The organism is Thioclava nitratireducens, from assembly GCF_001940525.2.
In the GTDB taxonomy this organism is placed as follows: Bacteria; Pseudomonadota; Alphaproteobacteria; order Rhodobacterales; family Rhodobacteraceae; genus Thioclava; species Thioclava nitratireducens.
Genome location: NZ_CP019437.1, coordinates 3,584,837 through 3,604,630 on the forward strand (window position 1 = coordinate 3,584,837; position 19,794 = coordinate 3,604,630).

Sequence of the window (19,794 nt, forward strand, 5' to 3'; positions counted from 1 at the left end):
ACTAACGAGGAATAGGCAATTTTTGACCTTCGCGCAGAATTTCGCGCGCAATATCCGTCAAATCCTCCGCATCGTGTGAATGCATCGGCGTCGCGTGCAAGATCAGCGGCGCGAGAAGCTGCAGCGGCGTTCGCACCCCCTTGCGCGCCGTCACGATCACCCGCCGCGCCGGGCGCCCCACCCGCGGCGAGATCGGCAGGACGGTGATCGCGCCCGCGCGCCCCTGGAGCCCCGCCAGAAGGTCTGCCAGCCGGTCGGCCTGCTGGATGAGCGTGATCCGCCCCTCGGGCTTGAGACGCCGCAACCCCGCGTCGAGCCATGCGCTGATCGGCGTCGCCTCCCGCTGCGCGCGCTCGCGACCGGGATCGGCGGCGGGCGTCCCGTCTTCGGGGCTGAAATAGGGCGGATTGGCGATGACGTGATCGAAACTGCGCGCCCGCAATTCGGCGGGCATCTGCGCCAGATCGCCTTCGATCACCTCGAGCGCGATCCCGTTATCCGCTGCGTTGCGCCGGGCGAGATCGGCATAGGCGGGCTGCAGTTCCAGCCCGCTTTGCGCAAGCCCCGGCACCCGCCAGCCAAGGCACAGGCTCGCCACCCCTGCCCCGCAGCCGAGCTCCAGGACCGACTGACTCGCTTGCGCTGGACAGGCCGCCGCCAGAAGGACCGGATCCATCGCGGCGCGGTAGCCCGCGCGCGGCTGGGCGACCCGCAACCGCCCGCCGAGAAAGCCATCGACTGTCAGATCCTCGGGCGCGAACCGATCCATGCGCTCAATCCGATTTTATCTCGTTATCGCGCAGCACCGCCTGCGCCATGAACATGTCGCTGTCGCGCACCATCAGGCGGCGCGGGAGAATCCCAAGCGAGCCTTCCAGCACGCTCGTATGGACGTCGAGTTGAAACGTGCTTATACCCTCGCCCTCGAGAAGGGCGGTCGCCATGGCCAGTTTCACCGGGTCCGTGCTGCGCAGTAGCTCTTTCATATCCCTCACTTACGGCCCCTTGCGAGGGCTGTCGAGATGAGGCAGATCGAAGGGATGAACATGAGCCTCGACGACAAGCCCGACAACACAGCGAAACCGCATGACCGGCTCGCGGAAGCCTTGGCCGACGACATGGCGGCGGTGGATGCGCTGATCGCCGAGCGCATGGCCTCGGAGAACGCGCCGCGCATCCCCGAAGTGACCGCCCATCTGGTCGGCGCGGGCGGCAAGCGGCTGCGGCCGATGCTAACGGTGGCGGCGGCACGGCTGTGCGGCTACGAGGGCAATCTGCACCATAACCTCGCCGCGGCGGTCGAATTCATCCATACCGCAACGCTGCTGCATGACGATGTGGTCGACGAGAGCAAGCAGCGCCGGGGCCGCCCGACCGCAAACCTGCTCTGGGACAACAAATCGAGCGTGCTGGTTGGCGATTACCTCTTCGCGCGGTCGTTCCAGCTGATGACGGATACAGACAACCTGCGGGTTCTGTCTATCCTGTCGAACGCCTCCGCCGTCATCACCGAAGGCGAGGTGCTGCAGCTCTCGGCGGCCGAAGACCTGAACACGACCGAGGACACCTATTACAAGGTGGTGCGCGGCAAGACGGCGGCTCTGTTCTCGGCGGCGACCGAGGCGGGCGCGGTTCTGGCCGGCGCGCCGGAGGAACAGATCGCGGCGCTGCACGATTACGGCGAGAGCCTCGGGATCGCCTTCCAGGTGGTCGACGATCTGCTGGATTATCTCAGCGATGCCAAGACGATGGGCAAGAACGTGGGCGACGATTTCCGCGAGCGCAAGCTGACGCTGCCGCTGATCAAGGCGCTGGCCAAGGCCGACGGCGAGGCCCGCGCTTTCTGGACCCGCACCATCGACAAGGGCGATCAGCGCGAGGGCGATCTGGAGCATGCGTTGGAGTTGCTGAAGGCGACCGGCGCGCTGGAAGAGACCCGCGCGGCAGCCCTCGAGTGGGCCGATCGCGGGCGCGAGCGCCTGCAGATCCTGCCGGAAAGCGGGCTGCGGCAGATGCTGGACGATCTGGCCGATTACGTGGTGGCGCGGTTGCGCTGAGGGGGCACTACCCCCCGCCCTGCGGGCTCCCCACGGGATATTTGGGTCAAGAAGTAGAGGCGCGGCTATGGGGCTGCGCCTTTTGCGTCTGATCGCCGAGCATGCCGGAGGCCCGCCACCAGCCAGGGTGGCGCTGAGCCAGCGTGGCTTCCGCAGCCTGCGCGGCGTCCAGCGTCTCGAACAGCGCGAAACAGGTCGCGCCAGAGCCCGACATGCGCGCGAGACGACAGCCGGGGAGCGTCATGAGCGCGTCCAGCACCTCCCCGATCACGGGGGCCGAGGCGATGGCAGGCGCCTGCAGATCGTTACGCTGCGTGGCCAGCCAGTCGATGCAGTCAGGCGCGCCAGTAAATGTCGGCAGCACGTCGGGCATCGGGGGATTGTCCTTCGAATCTAGCCCCTTGAAGATCGCCGGCGTCGGCACCTCCACACGCGGATTCACCAGTAGCGCGGGCAGCGGCGGCAGCGACACGAGGTCGAGCGCCTCGCCAATGCCGCGCACGCGCTGGGGGCGTGGCGTAAGACACATCGGCACGTCTGCCCCAAGTTGTGCGGTCTCCGCCGGAAGCGGCTGGTCCCAAAGCGCAGCCAGCGCCCGCAGCGCAGCCGCCGCGTCTGACGATCCACCGCCGATGCCCGAGGCGGGCGGCAGATATTTGTCGAGATGGATTTCCGCCCCCTGCCCCGCCGGGCGCAACAGAAGCGCTGCGGCCTTCAGCACGAGGTTCGACGGATCGGCAGGCACGCCTGCCGCTTCCGGGCCCGTCACACTGAGCGACAGGGTGCCGCTTTCGCGCAGTACCAGCCGGTCGCCCATCGGCCCGAAGGCCACGAGGCTGTCGAGCAGGTGATAGCCATCGGCCCTCTGGCCGATGACATGCAGCGTCAGGTTGATCTTCGCAGGCGCGAAAGCGTCAATTATTCGCATCGCTCGCGGGCGTTTCGGGGGCGGCCTTGGGGCTATCCTTGCTCGGGCCCTTATCCTCGAGCGGCGGCAGACCCTGCTCCTTGCGCTGCTGGTCCAGACCTACCTCGATCTTGCGGCGGATCGCATCGGGATCGAGTTCCTCGGTGGTCTCCGCATCGTCGGTCGCGAAGGACAACGCGCGGCGCCACTGGAATTTCGCCTCGCGCTGGCGGCCCACGGCCCAGAGCACATCGCCCAAGTGGTCGTTGAGCAGCGGATCGCGCGGCTCGAGCTCCACGGCCCGCTCCATCTTCGCCACCGCCTCCTGGTAATGGCCAAGCTTGAACAGCGCCCAGCCGAGGCTGTCGATGATGAAGCCCGCATCGGGACGCTCGGCGGCGGCCTTGCGGATCATGTCGAGCGCCTCGTCGAGGTTTTCGCCCTTGTCCACGTAGGAATAGCCCAGATAGTTCAGCACAGAGGGCTGATCGGGCGAAAGGCGCAGCGCCTCGCGGAAACCCTTCTCGGCCTCGTCCCAGTTACCCGAGCGTTCCTGCGCGATGGCGCGCGAATACCAGACGAACCAGTCCTTCGGCTCGGGTTGGCCGAGCAGGTCGATCGCCTTGTCATAGGCTTTCGCAGCCTCGGCGAAGCGGCTCTCGCGGCGCAGCGTATCGCCCAGAGCGGTCCAGACGCCGACGAGGTTGGGTCGGCTGCGCGACAGGTTCTCGAGCACTTCGATGGCCGCATCGTTGCGGCCCGCGCGCACCATCGATTCCGCGCGCCCGATTTCGGCGGCGTGGTAGATCGGGCTGTCGGGCTTGATATCGGCATAGGCTTCGATGGCCAGATCGTATTGGCCCTGCTGGTCGAGCATCGACGCGGTCAGCAGAGTGGCGTCATCCATGTCGGGCCGGATCATGTTGGCCAGCCGCGAATGCACCAGCGTGAACGTGTCGGGCGCATCGCCGATCAGCGCCTGCGCGACCGAGTAATAGACCTCTGCAACGCCGTCGGACGCATTGCGCACGACGTCGAAGGGCAGCGTGTCGCCCGCCTCCAGCTTGGAGCGGATATCTTTAAGCTGCGGGTCGAGATCCTTGCCGAAGCGATCCTCGATCAGCTTCAGCGCCTCCTTGTTCTTCTCGAGTTGCGAGAGCACCTCGACATGGGCCAGAACGCCGCGACGGGTCGAGGTGATCTTCTCGCCATCTTCGCCCGAGAGGATCGCATCAGCCCCCTCGTAATCGCCGACGAGCGCGAGTGCGAGCGCCTTGTGGAAACCCGCGAAGGCTGCGAGGCCCTGCTGCTTGCCGACCTCGTCGAAGGCAGCGGAGGCGTCGGACATCTTGCCGTCGCCCGCAAGCACCCAGGCCTTGGTCAGCCCGCCCACGAGCGGCCCCGGATCGGCATCGCTGTCGAGCAACTTGAGCGCGGCGCTCCAGTTCTTGTCATGCGCGTCCGCAGCGAGCACGGTCAGCGCCGCGATCTGGCTTCCGGTGCCGGCCTCGACCATCTGCTGCGCAAGCGGCTTGGCACGGTCGAAATCGGCGATCGCGATCTCTGAGACGAGCGTGGCCTCTGCCGTCGTGCCACTGGTATCGCCACTGGCCATCAACTGGCGGTAGTAATGCGCGGCTTCGGCGAAATCGAATTGCTGCGACGCGATGCGCGCGGCGAGATAGGCCCCCGCCTCCGCAGGGCTCGGGTCATTCGCGGTGTCGCCTGCATCGCCTTCGGCAGCAGCAGTATCGGCAGCCTGCGCGGCATCCTCGGCGCTGCCGGCCGTCGGCGCATCCTGAGCGAACAGCGGCAGGGGCGCGGTGGAGCCCATCAAGAGGGCGAAGAGCGCAAGGCGCAGCGGGGTCTTAAAACTCGGCACGAAACGGTCCTCTCATTCGGGTCGAAATCGAGCGTAACGGGGCGCTGCGGGCATTACAATGAGCCGAACCACCGCACGCGGGAAGCCGCCGTCACAGACACGGCGTTGTGATGGGGGCGAGGAGCGGTGGAAACGAAAAAGGGGCCCGCAGGCCCCTTTCGCGATCACATGTTCGGGTAGTTTGGCCCGTCGCCGCCTTGCGGGGTGGTCCAGTTGATGTTCTGGCTCGGATCCTTGATGTCGCAGGTCTTGCAGTGGACGCAGTTCTGGAAATTGATCTGGAACTTCGCGTCGTCGCCCTCGCCGACCACCTCGTAGACGCCCGCCGGGCAATAGCGCTGAGCGGGCTCGTCATATTTCGGCAGGTTCACCGATATCGGGACCGACGCGTCCTTCAGTTTCAGGTGGCAGGGCTGGCTCTCTTCGTGGTTGGTGAAGGAGAAGCTGACATTGGTCAGGCGGTCGAAGCTCAGCTTGCCGTCGGGTTTGGGATAGTCGATCGGCTTGAAGTTTTTCGCCTCGCCGGTCGCTTTCGCATCCGACTTGCCATGCTTGAGCGTGCCGAAGAGCGAGAAGCCGAAGAGATCGTTGGTCCACATGTCGAGCCCGCCGAGGACGAGCGAGGGGACCATCCCCCATTTCGACCACATCGGCTTCACGTTGCGGACCTTCTTGAGGTCTTCGGCGATCGGACCGGAGCGCAGATCGGTCTCGTACTCGGTCAGCTCGTCGCCCGAACGCCCGCCCTTGATCGCGGCTGCCGCGGCTTCCGCCGCCGCGATGCCGGAGAGCATCGCGTTATGGTTGCCCTTGATGCGCGGCACGTTCACGAGCCCCGCCGAACAGCCCAGCAGCACCGCGCCCGGCACGGTCAGTTTCGGGATCGACTGCCAGCCGCCTTCCGAGATCGCCCGCGCGCCGTAAGCCACGCGCTTGCCGCCCTCCAGCAGCTCCGCAACCATCGGGTGATGCTTGAAGCGCTGGAACTCCATGTAGGGATACAGATGCGGGTTCTCGTAGTTCAGGTGCACCACGAAGCCGACATAGACCTGATTGTTCTCGAGGTGATAGATGAACGACCCGCCGCCCGCATTGCCGCCCAGCGGCCAGCCCATCGTGTGGGTCACGGTGCCTTCGCGGTGCTTCTCCGGGTCGATCTCCCAGATTTCCTTCATGCCGAGGCCGAATTTCTGCGGGCAGTGACCGTCGGAGAGGTTGTGCTTCTCCATCATCACCTTGGCGAGCGAGCCGCGCACGCCCTCGGCGATCATCACGTATTTGCCGCGCAGCTCCATGCCCGGCTCGTAGCCCGGGCCCTCGGTTCCATCAGGGTTCTTGCCGAATTCGCCCGCGACGACACCGGCCACCCGGCCTCCATCCCAGACGATTTCCGACGCGGCCATGCCCGGGAAAATCTCGACGCCGAGGGCTTCAGCCTGCTCGGCCATCCAGCGGCAGACATTGCCCATCGAGACGATGTATTTGCCATGGTTCGACATCAGGCGCGGCATCGGCCAGTTCGGAATGCGCATCGCTCCGGCCTCTCCGAGGACATAGAAATTGTCCTTCTTGACCGGCACGGTGATCGGCGCGCCCTTGTCCTTCCAGTCGGGGATCAGCTGATCCAACCCGCTGGTGTCGAGCACCGCGCCCGACAGGATATGCGCGCCCACTTCCGAGCCCTTCTCGAGCACGACGACCTCAAGCTCGGGATCAATCTGTTTGAGGCGGATCGCCGCCGAAAGCCCTGCAGGCCCCGCGCCCACGATCACCACATCATATTCCATCGACTCGCGCGTCACGTCGGTCATGTCTGTCGAACCCCTTGCTGGTCGTCCTAGCTGGCGTCCTGCCTAGCCTACCTCGCGTAACGAGGCAATTGTTACGCTGCGATGCCGCGCAACAATCTTGCGCCAAATTGCGCCGCCTTCCCGAACTGACGAGATCGGCAATTCGCCGCGAAAATCGCGCTGTCCACTTGACTTCCGGGGGTGAGAGCAGATTTAGATGCCCTGAATTGGGGACAGTTCCGAGTTCGGGAGCCTTCCATGGACAAACAACCGATGACGCGCGCAGGTTTTGACGCGCTCAATACAGAATTGAAAAAGCTCAAGTCCGAAGAGCGTCCCGCGATCATTGCCGCGATCGCGGAAGCGCGGGAACTGGGCGACCTCTCGGAGAATGCCGAATACCATTCGGCACGCGAGAAGCAGGGCTTTATCGAAGGCCGGATCAAGGAGCTCGAAGGGCTTCTGGGCCGGGCCGAGGTGATCGACCCGTCGAAGATGTCGGGCGCCGTGAAATTCGGCGCGACAGTGACCATCGTCGACGAGGACACTGACGAAGAGAAGACCTACCAGATCGTCGGCGAACCCGAAGCCGATCTGGAGAAGGGCAAGCTCAACATTAAGTCGCCTCTGGCGCGCGCGCTGATCGGCAAGGACGAGGGCGACTCTGTCGAGGTTCGTACGCCGGGTGGCGACAAGGCTTACGAAATCCTAAAGATCGTTTTCGCCTGACACGGACGCCCCTGCGCGGCTGCCGCTGAGCATGTGCCCGTGCGCCACTGACGGAGAGCCTGAATGGAAGGACCCGCAGAGCAGGACAAGGATCGGTTCGCCATGCCCGGCGGATCGCACCCGCCTGCCGGTCGTCCACGCCTCAAGACACGCTTTCCCGGCGCGCCGGAATGGATCGCGCTGGGGCTGAGCATCCTGTGGGTCTTCCTGGTCGCGGCCTTCTGGTTCTTCGCACCCGGGATCGCGCGCGCCGCGTCGCTGTTTGCCACCGTCAGCCTCGTCGTGGGGATGGCGGTGCCGATCGTGATGGTCTGGGTCGCCGCCGTGACCGCGCGCGCTACCCGCGAGATGCGCGCCGAAACCGCCGCGCTGCGACAATCGATCGAGGCGATGCGTACCGCCTGGCTCAATCAGCAGGCGATGCGTACCGATCAGAATGTCGAGAAGAAGCTCGACGAGATCGCTGCCGTCGCCCGTCAGGCGGAGACCACGATCGCGACCTTCGCCTCGCGCCGCGACGTGCAGGCAAGCCAGCCCTCCGCCGACCGCAAGGCGGCGCTGGTCGCCCCGCCCCCGCCCCGACCCGATGACAGCGAACCGATGCTGGCGCTCGGCACCCCGGCGGAGGACCTCCGCGCGCCGCTCTCGGTCGCGGATTTCGTCCGCGCGCTGAACTTCCCGGATTCGCCCGACGACACTGAAGGCTTCCGCGCGCTGCGCCGCGCCCTCGAAGACCGTTCGACGGCAAAGCTGCTGCGCTCGGCGCAGGATGTGCTGAACCTGCTCGCGCAGGACGGCATCTACATGGACGACCTCAAGCCCGACCGCGCCCGGCCCGAACTATGGCGTCGTTTTGCGCAAGGCGAGCGCGGCCGCGAGATCACCAGCCTCGGCGGCATTCGCGATCGCTCGTCGCTGGCGCTCAGCGCGGGCCGGATGCGCGGCGATACGATCTTCCGCGACGTGGCGCATCACTTCCTGCGCCAGTTCGACCGGACCTTCGCCGAGTTCGAGAAGAACGCCTCCGATCAGGACATCGCCGAGATGGCCGAAACCCGCACCGCCCGCGCCTTCATGCTGCTGGGGCGCGTCACCGGCAGTTTCGACTGACGGGCCAGCCCCTCGGGCTTCGCCCTCGCCCCCCGGGGATATTTGAGCCAATACGAAAGGGCGCGGCGGAGCCTTCAGAGCGCGCGGCGCATCAGTTGCACCGAACGGAAATCGAAGACCAGCCGCGTCAGTCGCGAACTGCGCCGCCCCGTCACCTCGAAGCCCAGCCGTTGGTACAAGGCGCGTGCGCGCAGGTTCTCGTCGATCACGTCGAGACAGAGCGCCCGGTAGCCACGCCTGCGCGCCTCGCGGGACAGCGCCTCGATCAGCGCGCGCCCGATGCCTGCGCCGCGCAGTTCCGGGTGGACGGCGATCCCGTCGACCATCATTCCGCCTTCGGGCAAATCGTGGGCCAGAAGATGCAGGCAGGCGCCGCGCCAGAGCCCGCCACCGCGCCCGTAATGGCTGCGCAGATCGGCCCAGCTACCGCCGACGAAGGAGCCGCGCAGCGTGCGAAACCCGACCACCCCGACCAGCGCGCCATCGCCATCGAGCGCCGAGAGCGCGTGGCTCGGATCGATCACCTCGGCGATGAAGCCCAAGGCGCGCTGCTCCGGCCCCATCACGCGGCCGAGCTTGCCGCCGAATGCCTGCCAGTAAAGCTCCGCCGCCGCTGCGCGATGCTCGCGTGCGAGCCCGTGCCGGATCGACACCTGGGTCACCGGGTCGCCTCAGCCAGATGCGCGGCCGCCGTGGCGAGATCCTCGGGCGTGTTGAGATTGGTGAACGGGTCTGGGCTGCCCTCGAACGCCACCCGCGTCGCCTCCGGGAAGGCCGCACGCAATCGGCGTTCGCCCGAGGCGAACAGCTCGGCTATCCGCGCCCGTTCCATGACCGGGCACAGCGCGACGCTCGGGTGGTCGCGACCGGCCGAGGCGGCGTAAGCCGCGCCGCCGGGAGCGCGCAGCCGGGCAACGAGGTCGCGGGGCAGGAAAGGTGTGTCGACGGGAACGCTGAGCAGCATATCCGCGCCCTGCTCCGCCGCCCAATCCAGCGCGCTCAGGAGCCCCGCCAGGGGGCCCTCGCCCTGCCTTTGGGGCGGATCGGGTAGAACGGGGATCGGCGCGAATCGAACCGCCGCACCATTGGCGGAGATCGCGAGCCCTACCACCTGCGGGCCGATCCGTGCTGCGACATGGGCAAATAGCGGGCGTCCGGCGAGCATCACCATCGCCTTGTCGACGCCGCCCATGCGCCGGCCCCGCCCGCCCGCAAGGATCACCGCGACCACGCGCGGCCCGACTTCTTCGCCAGCGGTCAAGATGATTGCCTCCAATACAATCGCGCGCTTTGCCTTTGCCCGCATCCTTCCCTATCTGTCCCGCAACTGAGAACGGGAGACAAGCATCATGTCGGACATGACTGCGAACGGGACGGCCCCGAAAGGCGCGGTGCGGGCCGCCTATTGGCGCGGATTTCGGCATGGCCTGCCGTTCCTTCTGGTCATCGTGCCTTTCGGCCTCCTGTTCGGCGTGGCCGCAACCAGTGCGGGGCTCGATCTGGTACAGGTGATGGGCTTCTCGGTGATGGTCATCGCGGGCGCCGCGCAGTTCACCGCATTGCAACTGATGGGCGATCACGCGCCGGTCGTGCTGATCCTCGCAGCCTCGCTTGCGGTCAATCTGCGCATGGCGATGTATTCGGCGGCCCTCACCCCGCATTTCGGCAAGGCGAAGACGTGGCAGAAAGCGTTGGTGGCCTATTTCATGGTCGATCAGGCCTATGCGATGGCGGCCAATGAATACGAGGCCGAGCCCGACATGAGCCGCGCCGAGAAGCTGGCCTATTACGCGGGCGTCTGCTCCCCGGTCTGCCCGAACTGGTATGTCGCGACCCTTGTCGGCGCGTTGGTCGGCGCGCAGATCCCGCCGGAATTCGCGCTCGATTTCGCGGTGCCGATCACCTTTCTTGCGATGATCGGGCCGGCGCTGCGCACGTTGGCCCATGTCGCCGCGGCGGCCGTCTCGGTCGTGGGCGCACTGGCGCTGAGCTTCCTGCCCTCGGGCGTTGGGCTGATGATCGCCGCCGTCGCCGCGATGGTGACAGGCGCGCAGGTCGAGCTTTGGGTCGCGCGTAGAAAGGCGGTGCGGGAATGAACGGCTATTCGGACGCTTTGGTCTGGGGAATCATCGTCGCACTGGGGATCGGCACCTACTTCCTGCGCTATTCCTTCATGGGGTTTCTCGGCGACCGGCAACTGCCTGAATGGGCGCTGCGCTACCTGCGCTACACGCCGGTTGCGGTGCTGCCGGGGCTCGTGGCCCCGCTGGTGCTGTGGCCCGCAGGTACCGGCGGTGAGACCGACCCCGCGCGGATGATCGCGGCCTTCGCGACGCTCGGCGTCGGGATCGCGACGCGCAACACGCTGTGGGCGATTCTGAGCGGGCTCGCAGCGCTTTACCTCTCGCTGTGGCTGGTGTGAGCCGCGGCCTGCGCTGAAGGCGCAGATCGGGGGCTCCAGAGAAGCCACCGAAGCGGCGAACGCGGATTGCGCGAGCAATGCACCGGGGAACCCCCGGTAACTCCATTTTGAGCCTCCAGAGGGCCGCGCCCGACCTCGGGTGGGCGCTTTCCCCGCCTATGGCAGGGTGCTTTATCTCGCAAGCCCGCAAGACACATAGACCCGCGACGACATCGCCAATGCGCCCTCCCCGGGGAGGTCGGGCGCGGCCCGGGCCGCTTCGCGGCTGATCCGGGCAGCCAGCTTCCAATTCCAATACAAAAAGAAAAAGGCCGTGCCCGGAGGCACGGCCTTCTAACCGTCAAGGTCAGGCGATCTTACTTGATCTTGCCTTCCTTGTATTCGACGTGCTTGCGCGCGACCGGATCGTATTTGTTCACGGTCATCTTTTCGGTCATGGTGCGGGCGTTCTTCTTGGTCACATAGAAGTGCCCGGTGCCCGCCGTCGAGTTCAGACGGATCTTGATCGTCGTCGGCTTCGCCATTGTCTATCTCCTAGCTCCGGGCATCGAAAAAACTACGCACCCGCGGAATCCTTGAAGCCCGCCTTTTAGCGATGCGCGATGCGGAGTCAACCGGCAAACCGGGCCGCAAGCTGAAAATTCTTCGCCCGCGCCCCATAAAGCCGGAAGGCTCTCTCCGCTCAGATCAGCGGCTTGCCCATCGTCTCGTGGATCTGGGCGACTTTCTCCGTCTCGAGGCCCAGCGCGGCAGCCAGATTCGCCAGATATTGCTTCTCCGCCTCGGTATCGACTGTGATCGGAAGAAGCGCTGAGGAATAGACCTGCGACTTCATGTGATCCGAGGTGGCATTGGCCAGAGCGGTGATGTCGATCGGGCCGTCGAGTTCGGCCTTCACGAAGGCGATTTCCTCATCGGAGGCATCGGACAGGTGATCGAGAATGGTCTGCCGCTCTTTGTCGTCGATCTCGCCATCGGCTTTCGCGGCCTGAATCATTGCGCGGATCATCAGCTTGGCCTGATCTTCCATCATCGCGTTGACCGGCGTGCCGGAGGTCACGGCGCCGAGCATTTCCGAGATATTGCCCGCGCCCGTCTTCGCAGCGCCGGTCATGGCGCCGATCAGCGCGCCCAGTCCCGCCTCGGTCGCAGCCGTCGCGGAGGCCGCCTGAGAGCCGAACTGGCCGAACAGACCGCGCACGGTCTCCTTGCCGCCGGGCATGCCCATCTTCTCGGCCCACTCGCCCATCTGGTCACCCATACCGCCGGGTTCGCCCGCCTTGCCGAGCGCGTCCTTCATGCCGTCGAGACCGCCCATCTTGTTGAAACGCTCCACGCCCTTGGCAGCGGCGAAGCCCACCGCGAGCGTGGCCAATGTCTTCACGAAGCTCATATCATTCCCCCGAAATTCGGTTTCCTGTTGCGACAGCTTCGCGCGCGTCGGCGCGCTTGGCTAGAAAAAACTCGTGCGGCCTACAGTTTGGCGATCACGTCGGCGAGCATCTGGCGCACCTGGCTGGCGACTTCCACGAGATCGTCGTTCTCGACCGCCAGCATCGAAGCAACCGGGTCGACCGCGCTGACCTCGATCCCGTTTTCGACCTCGCGCAGGACCACGTTGCAGGGCAGCATCGCCCCGATCCGCGGCGCGAAGCCGATCGCCTCGTAGGCCAGCTTCGGGTTGCAGGCACCGAGGATTTTGTAGCGCGGCATGTCCTTGTCGAGCTTGGCCTTCATCGTGGCCGAGACGTTGATCTCGGTCAGCACGCCGAAGCCCGCATCAGCCAATCCCTCGCGCACTTTCGCCTCGACCTCGTCGAATGCCCCGGTCATCACCTTGTCGATCGTATAGCCCATGGCAATCTCTCTCCCCTGTTCGTCTCAGCTTTGTTTGCCTTTGCTTCGAGCGTGGTTAATTCGGTCCGAAACGCAAGTCACGATCATGGCGAGGCCTGTGCTTCAACGCGCGCTCGCTGTGCCGCAATGGCGGGAACCCGTGCGGGTGGGAGCTTGTTCCATGCCCGCGTTTTCTGGCGATAGTGGAAGCGGAATTTGCGCGGACGGCCTGTAAGCCGGATTTTGTCCCGAGGGCTCGCGCCCCCGTGGATGACCATTCCTCTCGCCCTGCGATTGCTCGCAGGGTCCAGCCGCCAACCCGGATCGCTCGGGGCGAAGCTCCCCTGCCATCACCGCAAGCGGCGCAGCACACGATCCCTATTCGGCGTTGCTCCCGGTGGGGCTTGCCGTGCCGGTCCTGTTGCCAGTCCCGCGGTGGGCTCTTACCCCACCGTTTCACCCTGACCCCGGCCGAAACCGGGGCGGTCTGTTTTCTGTGGCGCTTTCCGTCGGGTTTCCCCGCCCGGGCGTTACCCGGCACCGTTGCTTCATGGAGTCCGGACTTTCCTCGGGCACCCGGCTGCCCGCATTGCGCGGGGCTACGGGCGCTCGCGGCCATCCAGCCATCCGCGCAAGGCAGCAGATAGACATTCGCACTCATGCGGTCAATCGCCCGGATGGGCGCACCGCGCGCGCCCGTAGCCGGGCCGAGAGCGCCAGCCATCCATCACGAGGACGTGAAATTTGCGGAGCGATCCGTGCAATCGCTTGCTTTTCGACCCCGGCACGTCGAGGCTGAGCTTCCATTGAAGTGAAAGGGAGATCACGATGGACAAGGGAGGACTGCGCCTCGGGCTCGCGCTCGCGGCGATGGTTTGGGCGTTGCCCGCGATGGCGAACGAGAAGATCGCGATTCAGGTCAACAGCGCCGACCCACAAGTGATGAACATGGCGCTCAACAACGCGCTCAACATGATCCAATACTACAAGGACCAGGGCGAAGACGTGCAGATCGAGCTGGTCACCTACGGGCCCGGTCTCAACATGCTGCGCGCCGATACCTCGCCGGTGAAAGCCCGGATCGAGGAAATGGCGATGCTGGGCCAGCCGATCCATTTCCGCGCCTGCGCCAACACGCTCGCCGGTATGACGAAGAAGCTCGGCAAGGAGCCTCCGATGGTCGAAGAGGCGGAGATCGTCCCGTCCGGCGCGGCCTACCTCGTCGATCTGCAGCGCGACGGTTACGCCTATCTGCGCCCCTGACGGACGAGAGCGCGGGCAGCACCACGCATCCCGCGCACTCCACTCTGAATTGCGCCCCAGATCGCCCCGCTCGGCCTTCCGTGCGGGGCGGCTTACGTTGCAGGCAGGGCTGTTTGATTGACCCCCCGGCAGGATCGGCTATCCTCTTGACAAACAAGAGCAGTAACGGGCCCGCATGACCGCCCTTTCCGAATATGAGCGCCTCGAGGCGATCGGCATATGGCGTCCCGATGCGGACGCACAACGCCGCGAGGTGATCCTCTCGCTGGGCGACGCGACGCTTGTGCTGTCGGAGGTGCGCTCCGGCACGGCACTCGCACACTGGTCGCTGCCCGCGATGCACCGTCGCAATCCCGGCAAGCGCCCCGCGATCTTCGCCCCATCCGAGGAGCCGGGCGAAGAGCTCGAGGTCGAAGACGAAACGATGATCGCCGCGATCGAGAAGGTTCACGCGATGATCGCCGCACAGCGCCCGCATCCGGGGCGGCTGCGCGGCGTGCTCATCGGGGCGGTTCTGCTGGCAGTCGGCGCGGTGGCGCTGTTCTGGCTACCCTCGGCGCTGGTCGATCATGCCGCGCGCGTCGCACCCCAGGCAAAACGCGTCGAGATCGGGCGTAAGCTGCTGTCGGAGATGGTAAAGATGACGGGCGCTGCCTGTCACAGCCCCGGCGGTGATCGCGCGCTCTCGGCCCTCGCCGAGCGACTGCCCGGACAATCGGCGATCGCGGTCCTGCCGCAGGCGCTCGAAGGGGCGCGGCTGTTGCCCGGCGGGATGACCGTGGTCGGTCGCGACACGATCAACGGGCCGGACACCCCCGAGGTCGTCGCGGGCTACATCATCGCCGCGCAGAACAGCGCCGCCGGAGAACGCCCGCTGCACCGGATGCTCGACCGTCTCGGGCCCGCGGCGGCGCTGCGGCTGCTGACGACGGGCGACCTTCCCGAGAGCGGACTGGCCGAATATGCGCAGGACCTGTTGCAGCGTCCGCCTGCTCGCGCCGATAGCGACACGCTTCTGCGCGCCTTCCGCGAGGCCGGGGTCAGCGCGACGCCCTACGCCTACGCGCTCGACCCGACCGGAGAGTCCGTGCTGGGCCTGATCGAGGCCGATCCGTTCAAGGGCCAGCCCGCGCCGAAGCCGGTTCTCGAAGATGCGCAATGGGTGGCCCTGCAGGATATCTGCTCAGCGCAATGAAAAACGGCCCCGAAGGCCCGCTCGATCTTGCTTCGGTCGTCATACTTCCTCAGCGCACGAGCGCATCGGGAAAGCCCGCTCGACGCGCCGAGGCCAGCGCCGAGTTCAGCTTCGCGGTATCGTAGAACGGCCCGGCATAGACCACAGTCAGCTCCTGCGTCTTGGACGTCGCGACCGGCAGGCCCAGCGCCTGCAGACGCTTCGTCGCGGTCGCAACATTCGCGACATTGGCGAAGCTGCCGACCTGCACATATTGCTTGCCGCTCGAGCCGACCGGCGCGACCGATTTGTTCGACACAGTGACGGTCGGCACCACCACGATCTGGGTTCTTGGCACCGGCGGGTGAGAGCTTTCGACATAGACCTGATCGGGCGTCGCGGTGGGCCGTAGCTGCATCGGCGTCTCCTCGGTCCAGCGCGCCCGCATCTGTTCGTTGCCCTGGACGGTGCGTGGACCGCGATAGGGGTTGAGGCGCCCGTCCTCGAAGGCATTCCTCCAGCCGTTCTCCGGCTGGGGCGCGCGGGTTATGATCGGGGCGAGTCCACCGACGCTCACCCTGTGCGACACGCGCGCGCTGTCGCGCGGCGCGGGCGGGGACGCAGGGGTCGGCGAATAGGGAGCGCGCGTTGCCACCTTCGCCCGGGTGGCAGGTTTCGCAGTTGCGGGCTTCGCCGCCAGCGTCATCGTAGGCTTATAGCCGCAGACGATGCCGCGGTCGCTATTCATTCGTGGCACCCAGCGCACGGCACCACCATAGTCGGCGCGCACGAAGACGCAGCCCTCGCTGTCGACATATTGCGGCTCGGTATAGCTTGCCGGGGGCATCTCGGCGGGCGCATATTGCTGCGCCCGCAATTCCGATGCGAAGCCTCCCAGCCCCAGCGTGAGAATTGCGGCCAGACCGACCGCTGCTCCTGCGTTCAATCGCATATACAACCCCTAAACTATCTAGGGGGAGGATAGCCGGGTTTTCCTTTGAGTAAAGGACGTTGCCCTTACTTCGTCCCGAACATCCGGTCGCCCGCGTCGCCCAGACCCGGCACGATATAGGCGTGCTCGTTGAGCTTCTCGTCGAGCGCGGCGGTCACGATCGGCACGTCCGGGTGCGCCTCTTTCATGCGCGCGACGCCCTCGGGGGCGGCCAGCAGGCACATGAAGCGGATGTTCTTCGCGCCCTTTTCCTTGATCAGGTCGATCGCCGCGACCGAGGAGTTGCCGGTGGCCAGCATCGGGTCGACCACGATGGTCAGACGATCTTCGAGCTCGCTCGGCAGCTTGCAGTAATACTCGACCGGCTTCAGCGTCTCGGGGTCCCGGTAGAGACCGACGAACCCCACGCGCGCCGCCGGCACCAGTTCCAGCACCCCATCCAGCAGACCGTTGCCCGCCCGCAGGATCGAGACCAGCGCGAGCTTCTTGCCCGCGAGGATCGGCGCGTCCATTTCCTGAAGCGGCGTCTCGATGTTCTTCGAGGTCAGTTCCAACTCCGACGTGATCTCGTAGGCCAGCAGCAGGCTGATCTCGCGCAGCAGACGACGGAAGGACGCGGTCGAGGTGTCCTTCTCGCGCATCAGGGTCAGTTTGTGCTGCACCAGCGGATGTTTGACGACGGTCAGATGGTCACTCATGGTCTTGTCCCTCACAGAAAGCTTTTGCCCGGCCCTTGCGCCGGAATGTTCAGATGCGTGGCGAGCGAGGCCGCTAGGTCGACATAGCCCACATTCCCCACGCTGCGCGACCCGATACCCGGGCCCGCGCCCAGAACAGGCACGCGTTCGCGGGTGTGATCGGTGCCGCGCCAGCTTGGATCATTGCCGTGATCGGCGGTGAAGATCGCCAGATCGCCCGGTTGCAGGCGGTCGAGAAATTGCTCCGCCACCGTGTCGAACCATTCCAGCGCGCGGGCATAACCCGAGACGTCGCGGCGATGGCCGTAGAGGCTGTCGAACTCGACGAAATTGGCGAAGGTGAGCGAGCCCTCCTCAGCCTCACCCGTCAGCCGGATCAAGTGATCGGCCAGATCGGCATCGCCCTTGCCCTTGTGCAGATGGGTGATGCCGCGATGCGAGAAGATATCCCCGATCTTGCCGATCGCATGTGTCACGCGGCCCGCGTCATAGGCCCAGTCTAGTAGCGTCGGCGACGGTGCCGGGATCGCGTAATCGCGGCGGTTCGGGGTGCGGGTGAACTCGCCATTCTCGCCGATGAACGGCCGCGCAATCACGCGCCCCACCTTCATCGCATGCAGCGTCGGCGCGAGCCCCTCGCAGAGCTTCAGAAGGCGGTCGAGGCCGAAATGCTCTTCATGGGCTGCAATCTGGAACACACTATCGGCAGAGGTGTAACAGATCGGCCAGCCGGTGCGGATATGCTCGTCGCCCAGTTCCTCGATGATGTTCGTGCCCGAGGCGTGGCAATTGCCGAGGATGCCGTCGGTCCCAGCGATCTCGCAGGCTTTCGCGACGAGATCCGGCGGGAAGCTGTTAACCTTGTCCGGGAAGTAATGCCATTCCCACGGCACCGGCACACCTGCCAGTTCCCAATGGCCCGAGGGCGTGTCCTTGCCGGGAGAGACCTCGGTGGCCGCGCCCCAGAGCCCGACAGGTTCAGCCATCAGCCCCGGCGCAGCCTCGCCCGAGGCGAGCTTCACCGCAGCGCCCAGCCCCAGACCGGCCAAAGTCGGCATCTTCAGCGGCCCCGAGCGGCCCTCCTCTGCCCGTCCTCCGGCGCAGGCCTGCGCGATATGGCCCACGGTATTCGCGCCCGTATCCGGCGCGCCGTCGTTGAAGAAACGATCCGCATCGGGCGCGCCGCCGATCCCGACGCTGTCCATGACGATCAGAAAGGCGCGGCTCATTGCACATCCTCCGGGCCGATACGTTCGTGGATCAGGGGCGGCTCTTCGGGGGCCTCGTCGCTCAGCTCGATCGCAGCCAGAAGGGCCGCTTCGGCGGCATCGGCGTCGCGATCATTCGCGGCATGGATCGTCACCAGCGGTTCGCCCGATGTCACGTCGTCGCCCAGCGAGACGATCTCCCACAGCCCGACCGAGGGATTGATCCTGTCGGTGCCGACCAGACGCCCGCCGCCCAGATGCACCACCGCTTCGCCCACCGCGCGGGTGTCGATGCGGCTGACGAAGCCTGCGCGCGGCGCCTCCACGGCGCGGATCACCGGGGCGGAGGGCAGTCGGTCGGGGAAACGTTCGACGAAATCGCTCGGGCCACCCAACGCGGCGACCATCTTGCCGAACACCTCGACCGCGCGCCCGTTGCTGAGCACCTCGTCGATCCGCGCCGTGCCGTCGACCGCGTCCTTGGCCAACCCCGCGAGAACCAACGCCTCGCCGCCCAGAGCCGCGGTCACGTCCCAAAGCGCCTCGTTCACACCGGTGCCGGTCAGCGTCTCCATCACCTCGATCACTTCCAGCGCATTGCCCGCCGAATGACCCAGCGGCTGATCCATGTCGGTGATCAGCGCCGTGGTCTTGCAGCCCGCACCGTTCGCGGTGGCAACGAGGCTCTGCGCCAGCGCCTTCGCATCCTCGGGCCGCGCCATGAACGCGCCCGAGCCGACCTTGACGTCGAGGATCAGCCCTTCGAGCCCGGCGGCCAGCTTCTTCGACAGGATGGAGGCGGTGATCAGGTCGATGCTCTCGACCGTGCCCGAGATGTCGCGGATCCCGTAGAGGCGCTTGTCGGCCGGGGCGATCTCGCCCGTGGCGCCGACGATCGCGCAACCGACTTCGCCCACGACCTTGCGCAACGCGCCGATACCGGGGGTCGCGTCATAGCCGGGGATCGCTTCCATCTTGTCGAGCGTGCCGCCGGTATGGCCCAAGCCCCGTCCCGAGATCATCGGCACGTAGCAGCCACAGGCCGCCAGCGCGGGCGCAAGCAGCAGCGAGACGGAATCCCCTACCCCGCCGGTCGAGTGTTTGTCGATCACCGGGCCGGGCATGTCCCAGCGCAGAACCTCGCCGGAATCGCGCATCGCCTGCGTCAGCGCCACACGACCGTCGGTGCCGATACCTTTCAGCAGGACGGCCATCGCGAAGGCCCCCGCCTGCGCATCGGAGACCGAGCCGTCGGCCAGACCGCGCGCGAACCATTGGGCTTGATCTGCGCTCAAGCTTTTGCCGTCGCGCACCGATTGGATAATGCTGCGGGCATCCATCAGGTGTTTTCCATATGGCTCATATCGAAGCGACCGGGCAGCAGATCGCCCACCGTCGTATCGAGTCGCTCGCCCTCGGTCGTGGCCAGCGTCACCGGCGTGTCGTGACGCGCGAATTCCGCCAGCTTCTGACGGCAGCCGCCACAGGGCGGGACCGGCGTCGGGCTGTCGGCAATCACGGCTACCTCGGTGATCTCGGTCTCGCCCGCGGCCACCATCGCGGCGATCGCGCCGGCCTCGGCACAGGTGCCTTCGGGATAGGCCACGTTCTCGACATTCACGCCGCTATAGATGGTGCCGGACGCCCCGCGCACCGCCGCACCGACCTTGAATTTCGAATAGGGCGCATAGGCGTTTTCGCGCACCTGACGGGCAGAATCGAGCAGCGACATCGGCGGTCTCCGGTCCGTGGCCGGAGCGTAAAAT

The 19,794-nt window shown here is 66.1% G+C and carries 22 protein-coding genes and 1 other RNA gene; 7 read left to right on the forward strand and 16 right to left on the reverse strand.

Annotated features, from left to right (window positions below; translation table 11 throughout):
- Position 1: 1 nt before the first annotated feature.
- Complete coding sequence (locus BMG03_RS17125; protein ID WP_075773959.1) at positions 2-769, reverse strand: tRNA1(Val) (adenine(37)-N6)-methyltransferase; 768 nt, start codon at positions 767-769, stop codon at positions 2-4.
- Positions 770-773: 4 nt separating this feature from the next.
- Positions 774-986 carry a putative signal transducing protein gene (locus BMG03_RS17130; protein ID WP_075773958.1) on the reverse strand — a complete coding sequence of 71 codons (213 nt, stop codon included), beginning with the start codon at positions 984-986 and terminating at the stop codon, positions 774-776.
- 36 nt (positions 987-1,022) lie between these two features.
- On the opposite strand from BMG03_RS17130, the gene BMG03_RS17135 reads away from it, so the two are divergent.
- On the forward strand, positions 1,023-2,057 hold the full coding sequence (locus tag BMG03_RS17135) for a polyprenyl synthetase family protein (protein WP_244270965.1): 1,035 nt from the start codon (positions 1,023-1,025) through the stop codon (positions 2,055-2,057).
- 46 nt (positions 2,058-2,103) lie between these two features.
- Here BMG03_RS17135 and BMG03_RS17140 read toward each other — a convergent pair whose 3' ends face one another.
- The 3 genes from BMG03_RS17140 to BMG03_RS17150 all read right to left on the reverse strand — a co-directional run bounded on the left by BMG03_RS17140 (position 2,104) and on the right by BMG03_RS17150 (position 6,657).
- A complete protein-coding gene (locus BMG03_RS17140; RefSeq protein ID WP_075773957.1) occupies positions 2,104-2,985 on the reverse strand; it encodes a 4-(cytidine 5'-diphospho)-2-C-methyl-D-erythritol kinase in 882 nt (293 codons plus the stop codon).
- Positions 2,972-4,846 (reverse strand): tetratricopeptide repeat protein, encoded by a 1,875-nt coding sequence (locus tag BMG03_RS17145; RefSeq protein WP_075773956.1) that lies wholly within the window; start codon positions 4,844-4,846, stop codon positions 2,972-2,974. Before BMG03_RS17145 ends, BMG03_RS17140 begins: the two co-directional genes overlap by 14 nt.
- A 164-nt stretch (positions 4,847-5,010) precedes the next feature.
- Positions 5,011-6,657, reverse strand: a complete 1,647-nt coding sequence (locus tag BMG03_RS17150) for an electron transfer flavoprotein-ubiquinone oxidoreductase (RefSeq protein ID WP_075773955.1) — start codon at positions 6,655-6,657, stop codon at positions 5,011-5,013.
- A 237-nt stretch (positions 6,658-6,894) separates the two neighbouring features.
- Here BMG03_RS17150 and greA point away from each other — a divergent pair, with 237 nt between their 5' ends.
- Positions 6,895-7,365, forward strand: a complete 471-nt coding sequence (gene greA, locus BMG03_RS17155) for a transcription elongation factor GreA (RefSeq protein WP_075773954.1) — start codon at positions 6,895-6,897, stop codon at positions 7,363-7,365.
- 63 nt (positions 7,366-7,428) lie between these two features.
- Positions 7,429-8,475, forward strand: a complete 1,047-nt coding sequence (locus BMG03_RS17160) for a hypothetical protein (protein ID WP_233242995.1) — start codon at positions 7,429-7,431, stop codon at positions 8,473-8,475.
- A 74-nt stretch (positions 8,476-8,549) separates the two neighbouring features.
- Here the strand turns inward: BMG03_RS17160 and BMG03_RS17165 are convergent, their stop codons facing one another.
- Positions 8,550-9,137 (reverse strand): GNAT family N-acetyltransferase, encoded by a 588-nt coding sequence (locus BMG03_RS17165; protein WP_244270966.1) that lies wholly within the window; start codon positions 9,135-9,137, stop codon positions 8,550-8,552.
- Positions 9,134-9,736, reverse strand: coding sequence for a molybdenum cofactor guanylyltransferase MobA (gene mobA, locus BMG03_RS17170; protein WP_279627824.1), 603 nt, complete (start codon positions 9,734-9,736; stop codon positions 9,134-9,136). The genes BMG03_RS17165 and mobA overlap by 4 nt, the downstream gene beginning before the upstream one ends.
- 88 nt (positions 9,737-9,824) lie before the next feature.
- Between mobA and BMG03_RS17175 the strand changes: the two genes are divergently transcribed.
- The gene (locus BMG03_RS17175) at positions 9,825-10,571 is read left to right on the forward strand and encodes an AzlC family ABC transporter permease (protein ID WP_240497064.1); all 747 of its coding nucleotides are present in this window, start codon (positions 9,825-9,827) and stop codon (positions 10,569-10,571) included.
- Positions 10,568-10,897 (forward strand): AzlD domain-containing protein, encoded by a 330-nt coding sequence (locus BMG03_RS17180; protein WP_075773953.1) that lies wholly within the window; start codon positions 10,568-10,570, stop codon positions 10,895-10,897. Before BMG03_RS17175 ends, BMG03_RS17180 begins: the two co-directional genes overlap by 4 nt.
- A gap of 356 nt (positions 10,898-11,253) precedes the next feature.
- Here BMG03_RS17180 and rpmG read toward each other — a convergent pair whose 3' ends face one another.
- The 4 genes from rpmG to rnpB form a co-directional block, all read right to left on the reverse strand.
- Positions 11,254-11,421 carry a 50S ribosomal protein L33 gene (rpmG, locus tag BMG03_RS17185; RefSeq protein WP_036638206.1) on the reverse strand — a complete coding sequence of 56 codons (168 nt, stop codon included), beginning with the start codon at positions 11,419-11,421 and terminating at the stop codon, positions 11,254-11,256.
- Positions 11,422-11,579: 158 nt separating this feature from the next.
- A complete protein-coding gene (locus tag BMG03_RS17190; RefSeq protein ID WP_075773952.1) occupies positions 11,580-12,290 on the reverse strand; it encodes a tellurite resistance TerB family protein in 711 nt (236 codons plus the stop codon).
- Between the two features lie 80 nt (positions 12,291-12,370).
- Positions 12,371-12,754, reverse strand: coding sequence for a DUF302 domain-containing protein (locus BMG03_RS17195; protein WP_075773951.1), 384 nt, complete (start codon positions 12,752-12,754; stop codon positions 12,371-12,373).
- 195 nt (positions 12,755-12,949) lie between these two features.
- An RNA gene (gene rnpB, locus BMG03_RS17200) (RNase P RNA component class A) lies at positions 12,950-13,364 on the reverse strand.
- A 197-nt stretch (positions 13,365-13,561) separates the two neighbouring features.
- Here rnpB and BMG03_RS17205 point away from each other — a divergent pair.
- Both BMG03_RS17205 and BMG03_RS17210 read left to right on the forward strand, forming a co-directional pair.
- Entirely contained in the window at positions 13,562-13,996 is a 435-nt protein-coding gene (locus BMG03_RS17205) for a DsrE family protein (protein WP_075773950.1), read from the forward strand.
- Positions 13,997-14,171: 175 nt separating this feature from the next.
- A complete protein-coding gene (locus tag BMG03_RS17210) occupies positions 14,172-15,191 on the forward strand; it encodes a hypothetical protein (protein WP_075773949.1) in 1,020 nt (339 codons plus the stop codon).
- 49 nt (positions 15,192-15,240) lie between these two features.
- On the opposite strand, the gene BMG03_RS17215 is transcribed toward BMG03_RS17210, so the two are convergent.
- The 5 genes from BMG03_RS17215 to BMG03_RS17235 form a co-directional block, all read right to left on the reverse strand.
- Positions 15,241-16,122 carry an SPOR domain-containing protein gene (locus BMG03_RS17215; RefSeq protein WP_157771609.1) on the reverse strand — a complete coding sequence of 294 codons (882 nt, stop codon included), beginning with the start codon at positions 16,120-16,122 and terminating at the stop codon, positions 15,241-15,243.
- Between the two features lie 65 nt (positions 16,123-16,187).
- Complete coding sequence (gene upp / locus BMG03_RS17220) at positions 16,188-16,820, reverse strand: uracil phosphoribosyltransferase (protein ID WP_075773947.1); 633 nt, start codon at positions 16,818-16,820, stop codon at positions 16,188-16,190.
- 11 nt (positions 16,821-16,831) lie between these two features.
- Complete coding sequence (locus BMG03_RS17225; RefSeq protein ID WP_075773946.1) at positions 16,832-18,049, reverse strand: phosphopentomutase; 1,218 nt, start codon at positions 18,047-18,049, stop codon at positions 16,832-16,834.
- Positions 18,046-19,368, reverse strand: coding sequence for a thymidine phosphorylase (locus BMG03_RS17230; protein ID WP_075773945.1), 1,323 nt, complete (start codon positions 19,366-19,368; stop codon positions 18,046-18,048). The genes BMG03_RS17225 and BMG03_RS17230 overlap by 4 nt, the downstream gene beginning before the upstream one ends.
- Positions 19,368-19,760 carry a cytidine deaminase gene (locus BMG03_RS17235; RefSeq protein ID WP_075773944.1) on the reverse strand — a complete coding sequence of 131 codons (393 nt, stop codon included), beginning with the start codon at positions 19,758-19,760 and terminating at the stop codon, positions 19,368-19,370. The genes BMG03_RS17230 and BMG03_RS17235 overlap by 1 nt, the downstream gene beginning before the upstream one ends.
- Between the last annotated feature and the right edge of the window lie 34 nt (positions 19,761-19,794).

What these genes read in the sequence shown, in the direction of transcription:
- BMG03_RS17125 (WP_075773959.1), bottom strand. Translation starts at nt 769, where the DNA reads ATGGATCGGTTCGCGCCCGAGGATCTGACAGTCGATGGCTTTCTCGGC.
- BMG03_RS17130 (WP_075773958.1), bottom strand. Translation starts at nt 986, where the DNA reads ATGAAAGAGCTACTGCGCAGCACGGACCCGGTGAAACTGGCCATGGCG.
- BMG03_RS17135 (WP_244270965.1), top strand. Translation starts at nt 1,023, where the DNA reads ATGAGGCAGATCGAAGGGATGAACATGAGCCTCGACGACAAGCCCGAC.
- BMG03_RS17140 (WP_075773957.1), bottom strand. Translation starts at nt 2,985, where the DNA reads ATGCGAATAATTGACGCTTTCGCGCCTGCGAAGATCAACCTGACGCTG.
- BMG03_RS17150 (WP_075773955.1), bottom strand. Translation starts at nt 6,657, where the DNA reads ATGACCGACGTGACGCGCGAGTCGATGGAATATGATGTGGTGATCGTG.
- greA (WP_075773954.1), top strand. Translation starts at nt 6,895, where the DNA reads ATGGACAAACAACCGATGACGCGCGCAGGTTTTGACGCGCTCAATACA.
- BMG03_RS17160 (WP_233242995.1), top strand. Translation starts at nt 7,429, where the DNA reads ATGGAAGGACCCGCAGAGCAGGACAAGGATCGGTTCGCCATGCCCGGC.
- BMG03_RS17175 (WP_240497064.1), top strand. Translation starts at nt 9,825, where the DNA reads ATGTCGGACATGACTGCGAACGGGACGGCCCCGAAAGGCGCGGTGCGG.
- BMG03_RS17180 (WP_075773953.1), top strand. Translation starts at nt 10,568, where the DNA reads ATGAACGGCTATTCGGACGCTTTGGTCTGGGGAATCATCGTCGCACTG.
- rpmG (WP_036638206.1), bottom strand. Translation starts at nt 11,421, where the DNA reads ATGGCGAAGCCGACGACGATCAAGATCCGTCTGAACTCGACGGCGGGC.
- BMG03_RS17190 (WP_075773952.1), bottom strand. Translation starts at nt 12,290, where the DNA reads ATGAGCTTCGTGAAGACATTGGCCACGCTCGCGGTGGGCTTCGCCGCT.
- BMG03_RS17195 (WP_075773951.1), bottom strand. Translation starts at nt 12,754, where the DNA reads ATGGGCTATACGATCGACAAGGTGATGACCGGGGCATTCGACGAGGTC.
- BMG03_RS17205 (WP_075773950.1), top strand. Translation starts at nt 13,562, where the DNA reads ATGGACAAGGGAGGACTGCGCCTCGGGCTCGCGCTCGCGGCGATGGTT.
- BMG03_RS17210 (WP_075773949.1), top strand. Translation starts at nt 14,172, where the DNA reads ATGACCGCCCTTTCCGAATATGAGCGCCTCGAGGCGATCGGCATATGG.
- BMG03_RS17215 (WP_157771609.1), bottom strand. Translation starts at nt 16,122, where the DNA reads ATGCGATTGAACGCAGGAGCAGCGGTCGGTCTGGCCGCAATTCTCACG.
- upp (WP_075773947.1), bottom strand. Translation starts at nt 16,820, where the DNA reads ATGAGTGACCATCTGACCGTCGTCAAACATCCGCTGGTGCAGCACAAA.
- BMG03_RS17225 (WP_075773946.1), bottom strand. Translation starts at nt 18,049, where the DNA reads ATGAGCCGCGCCTTTCTGATCGTCATGGACAGCGTCGGGATCGGCGGC.
- BMG03_RS17230 (WP_075773945.1), bottom strand. Translation starts at nt 19,368, where the DNA reads ATGGATGCCCGCAGCATTATCCAATCGGTGCGCGACGGCAAAAGCTTG.
- BMG03_RS17235 (WP_075773944.1), bottom strand. Translation starts at nt 19,760, where the DNA reads ATGTCGCTGCTCGATTCTGCCCGTCAGGTGCGCGAAAACGCCTATGCG.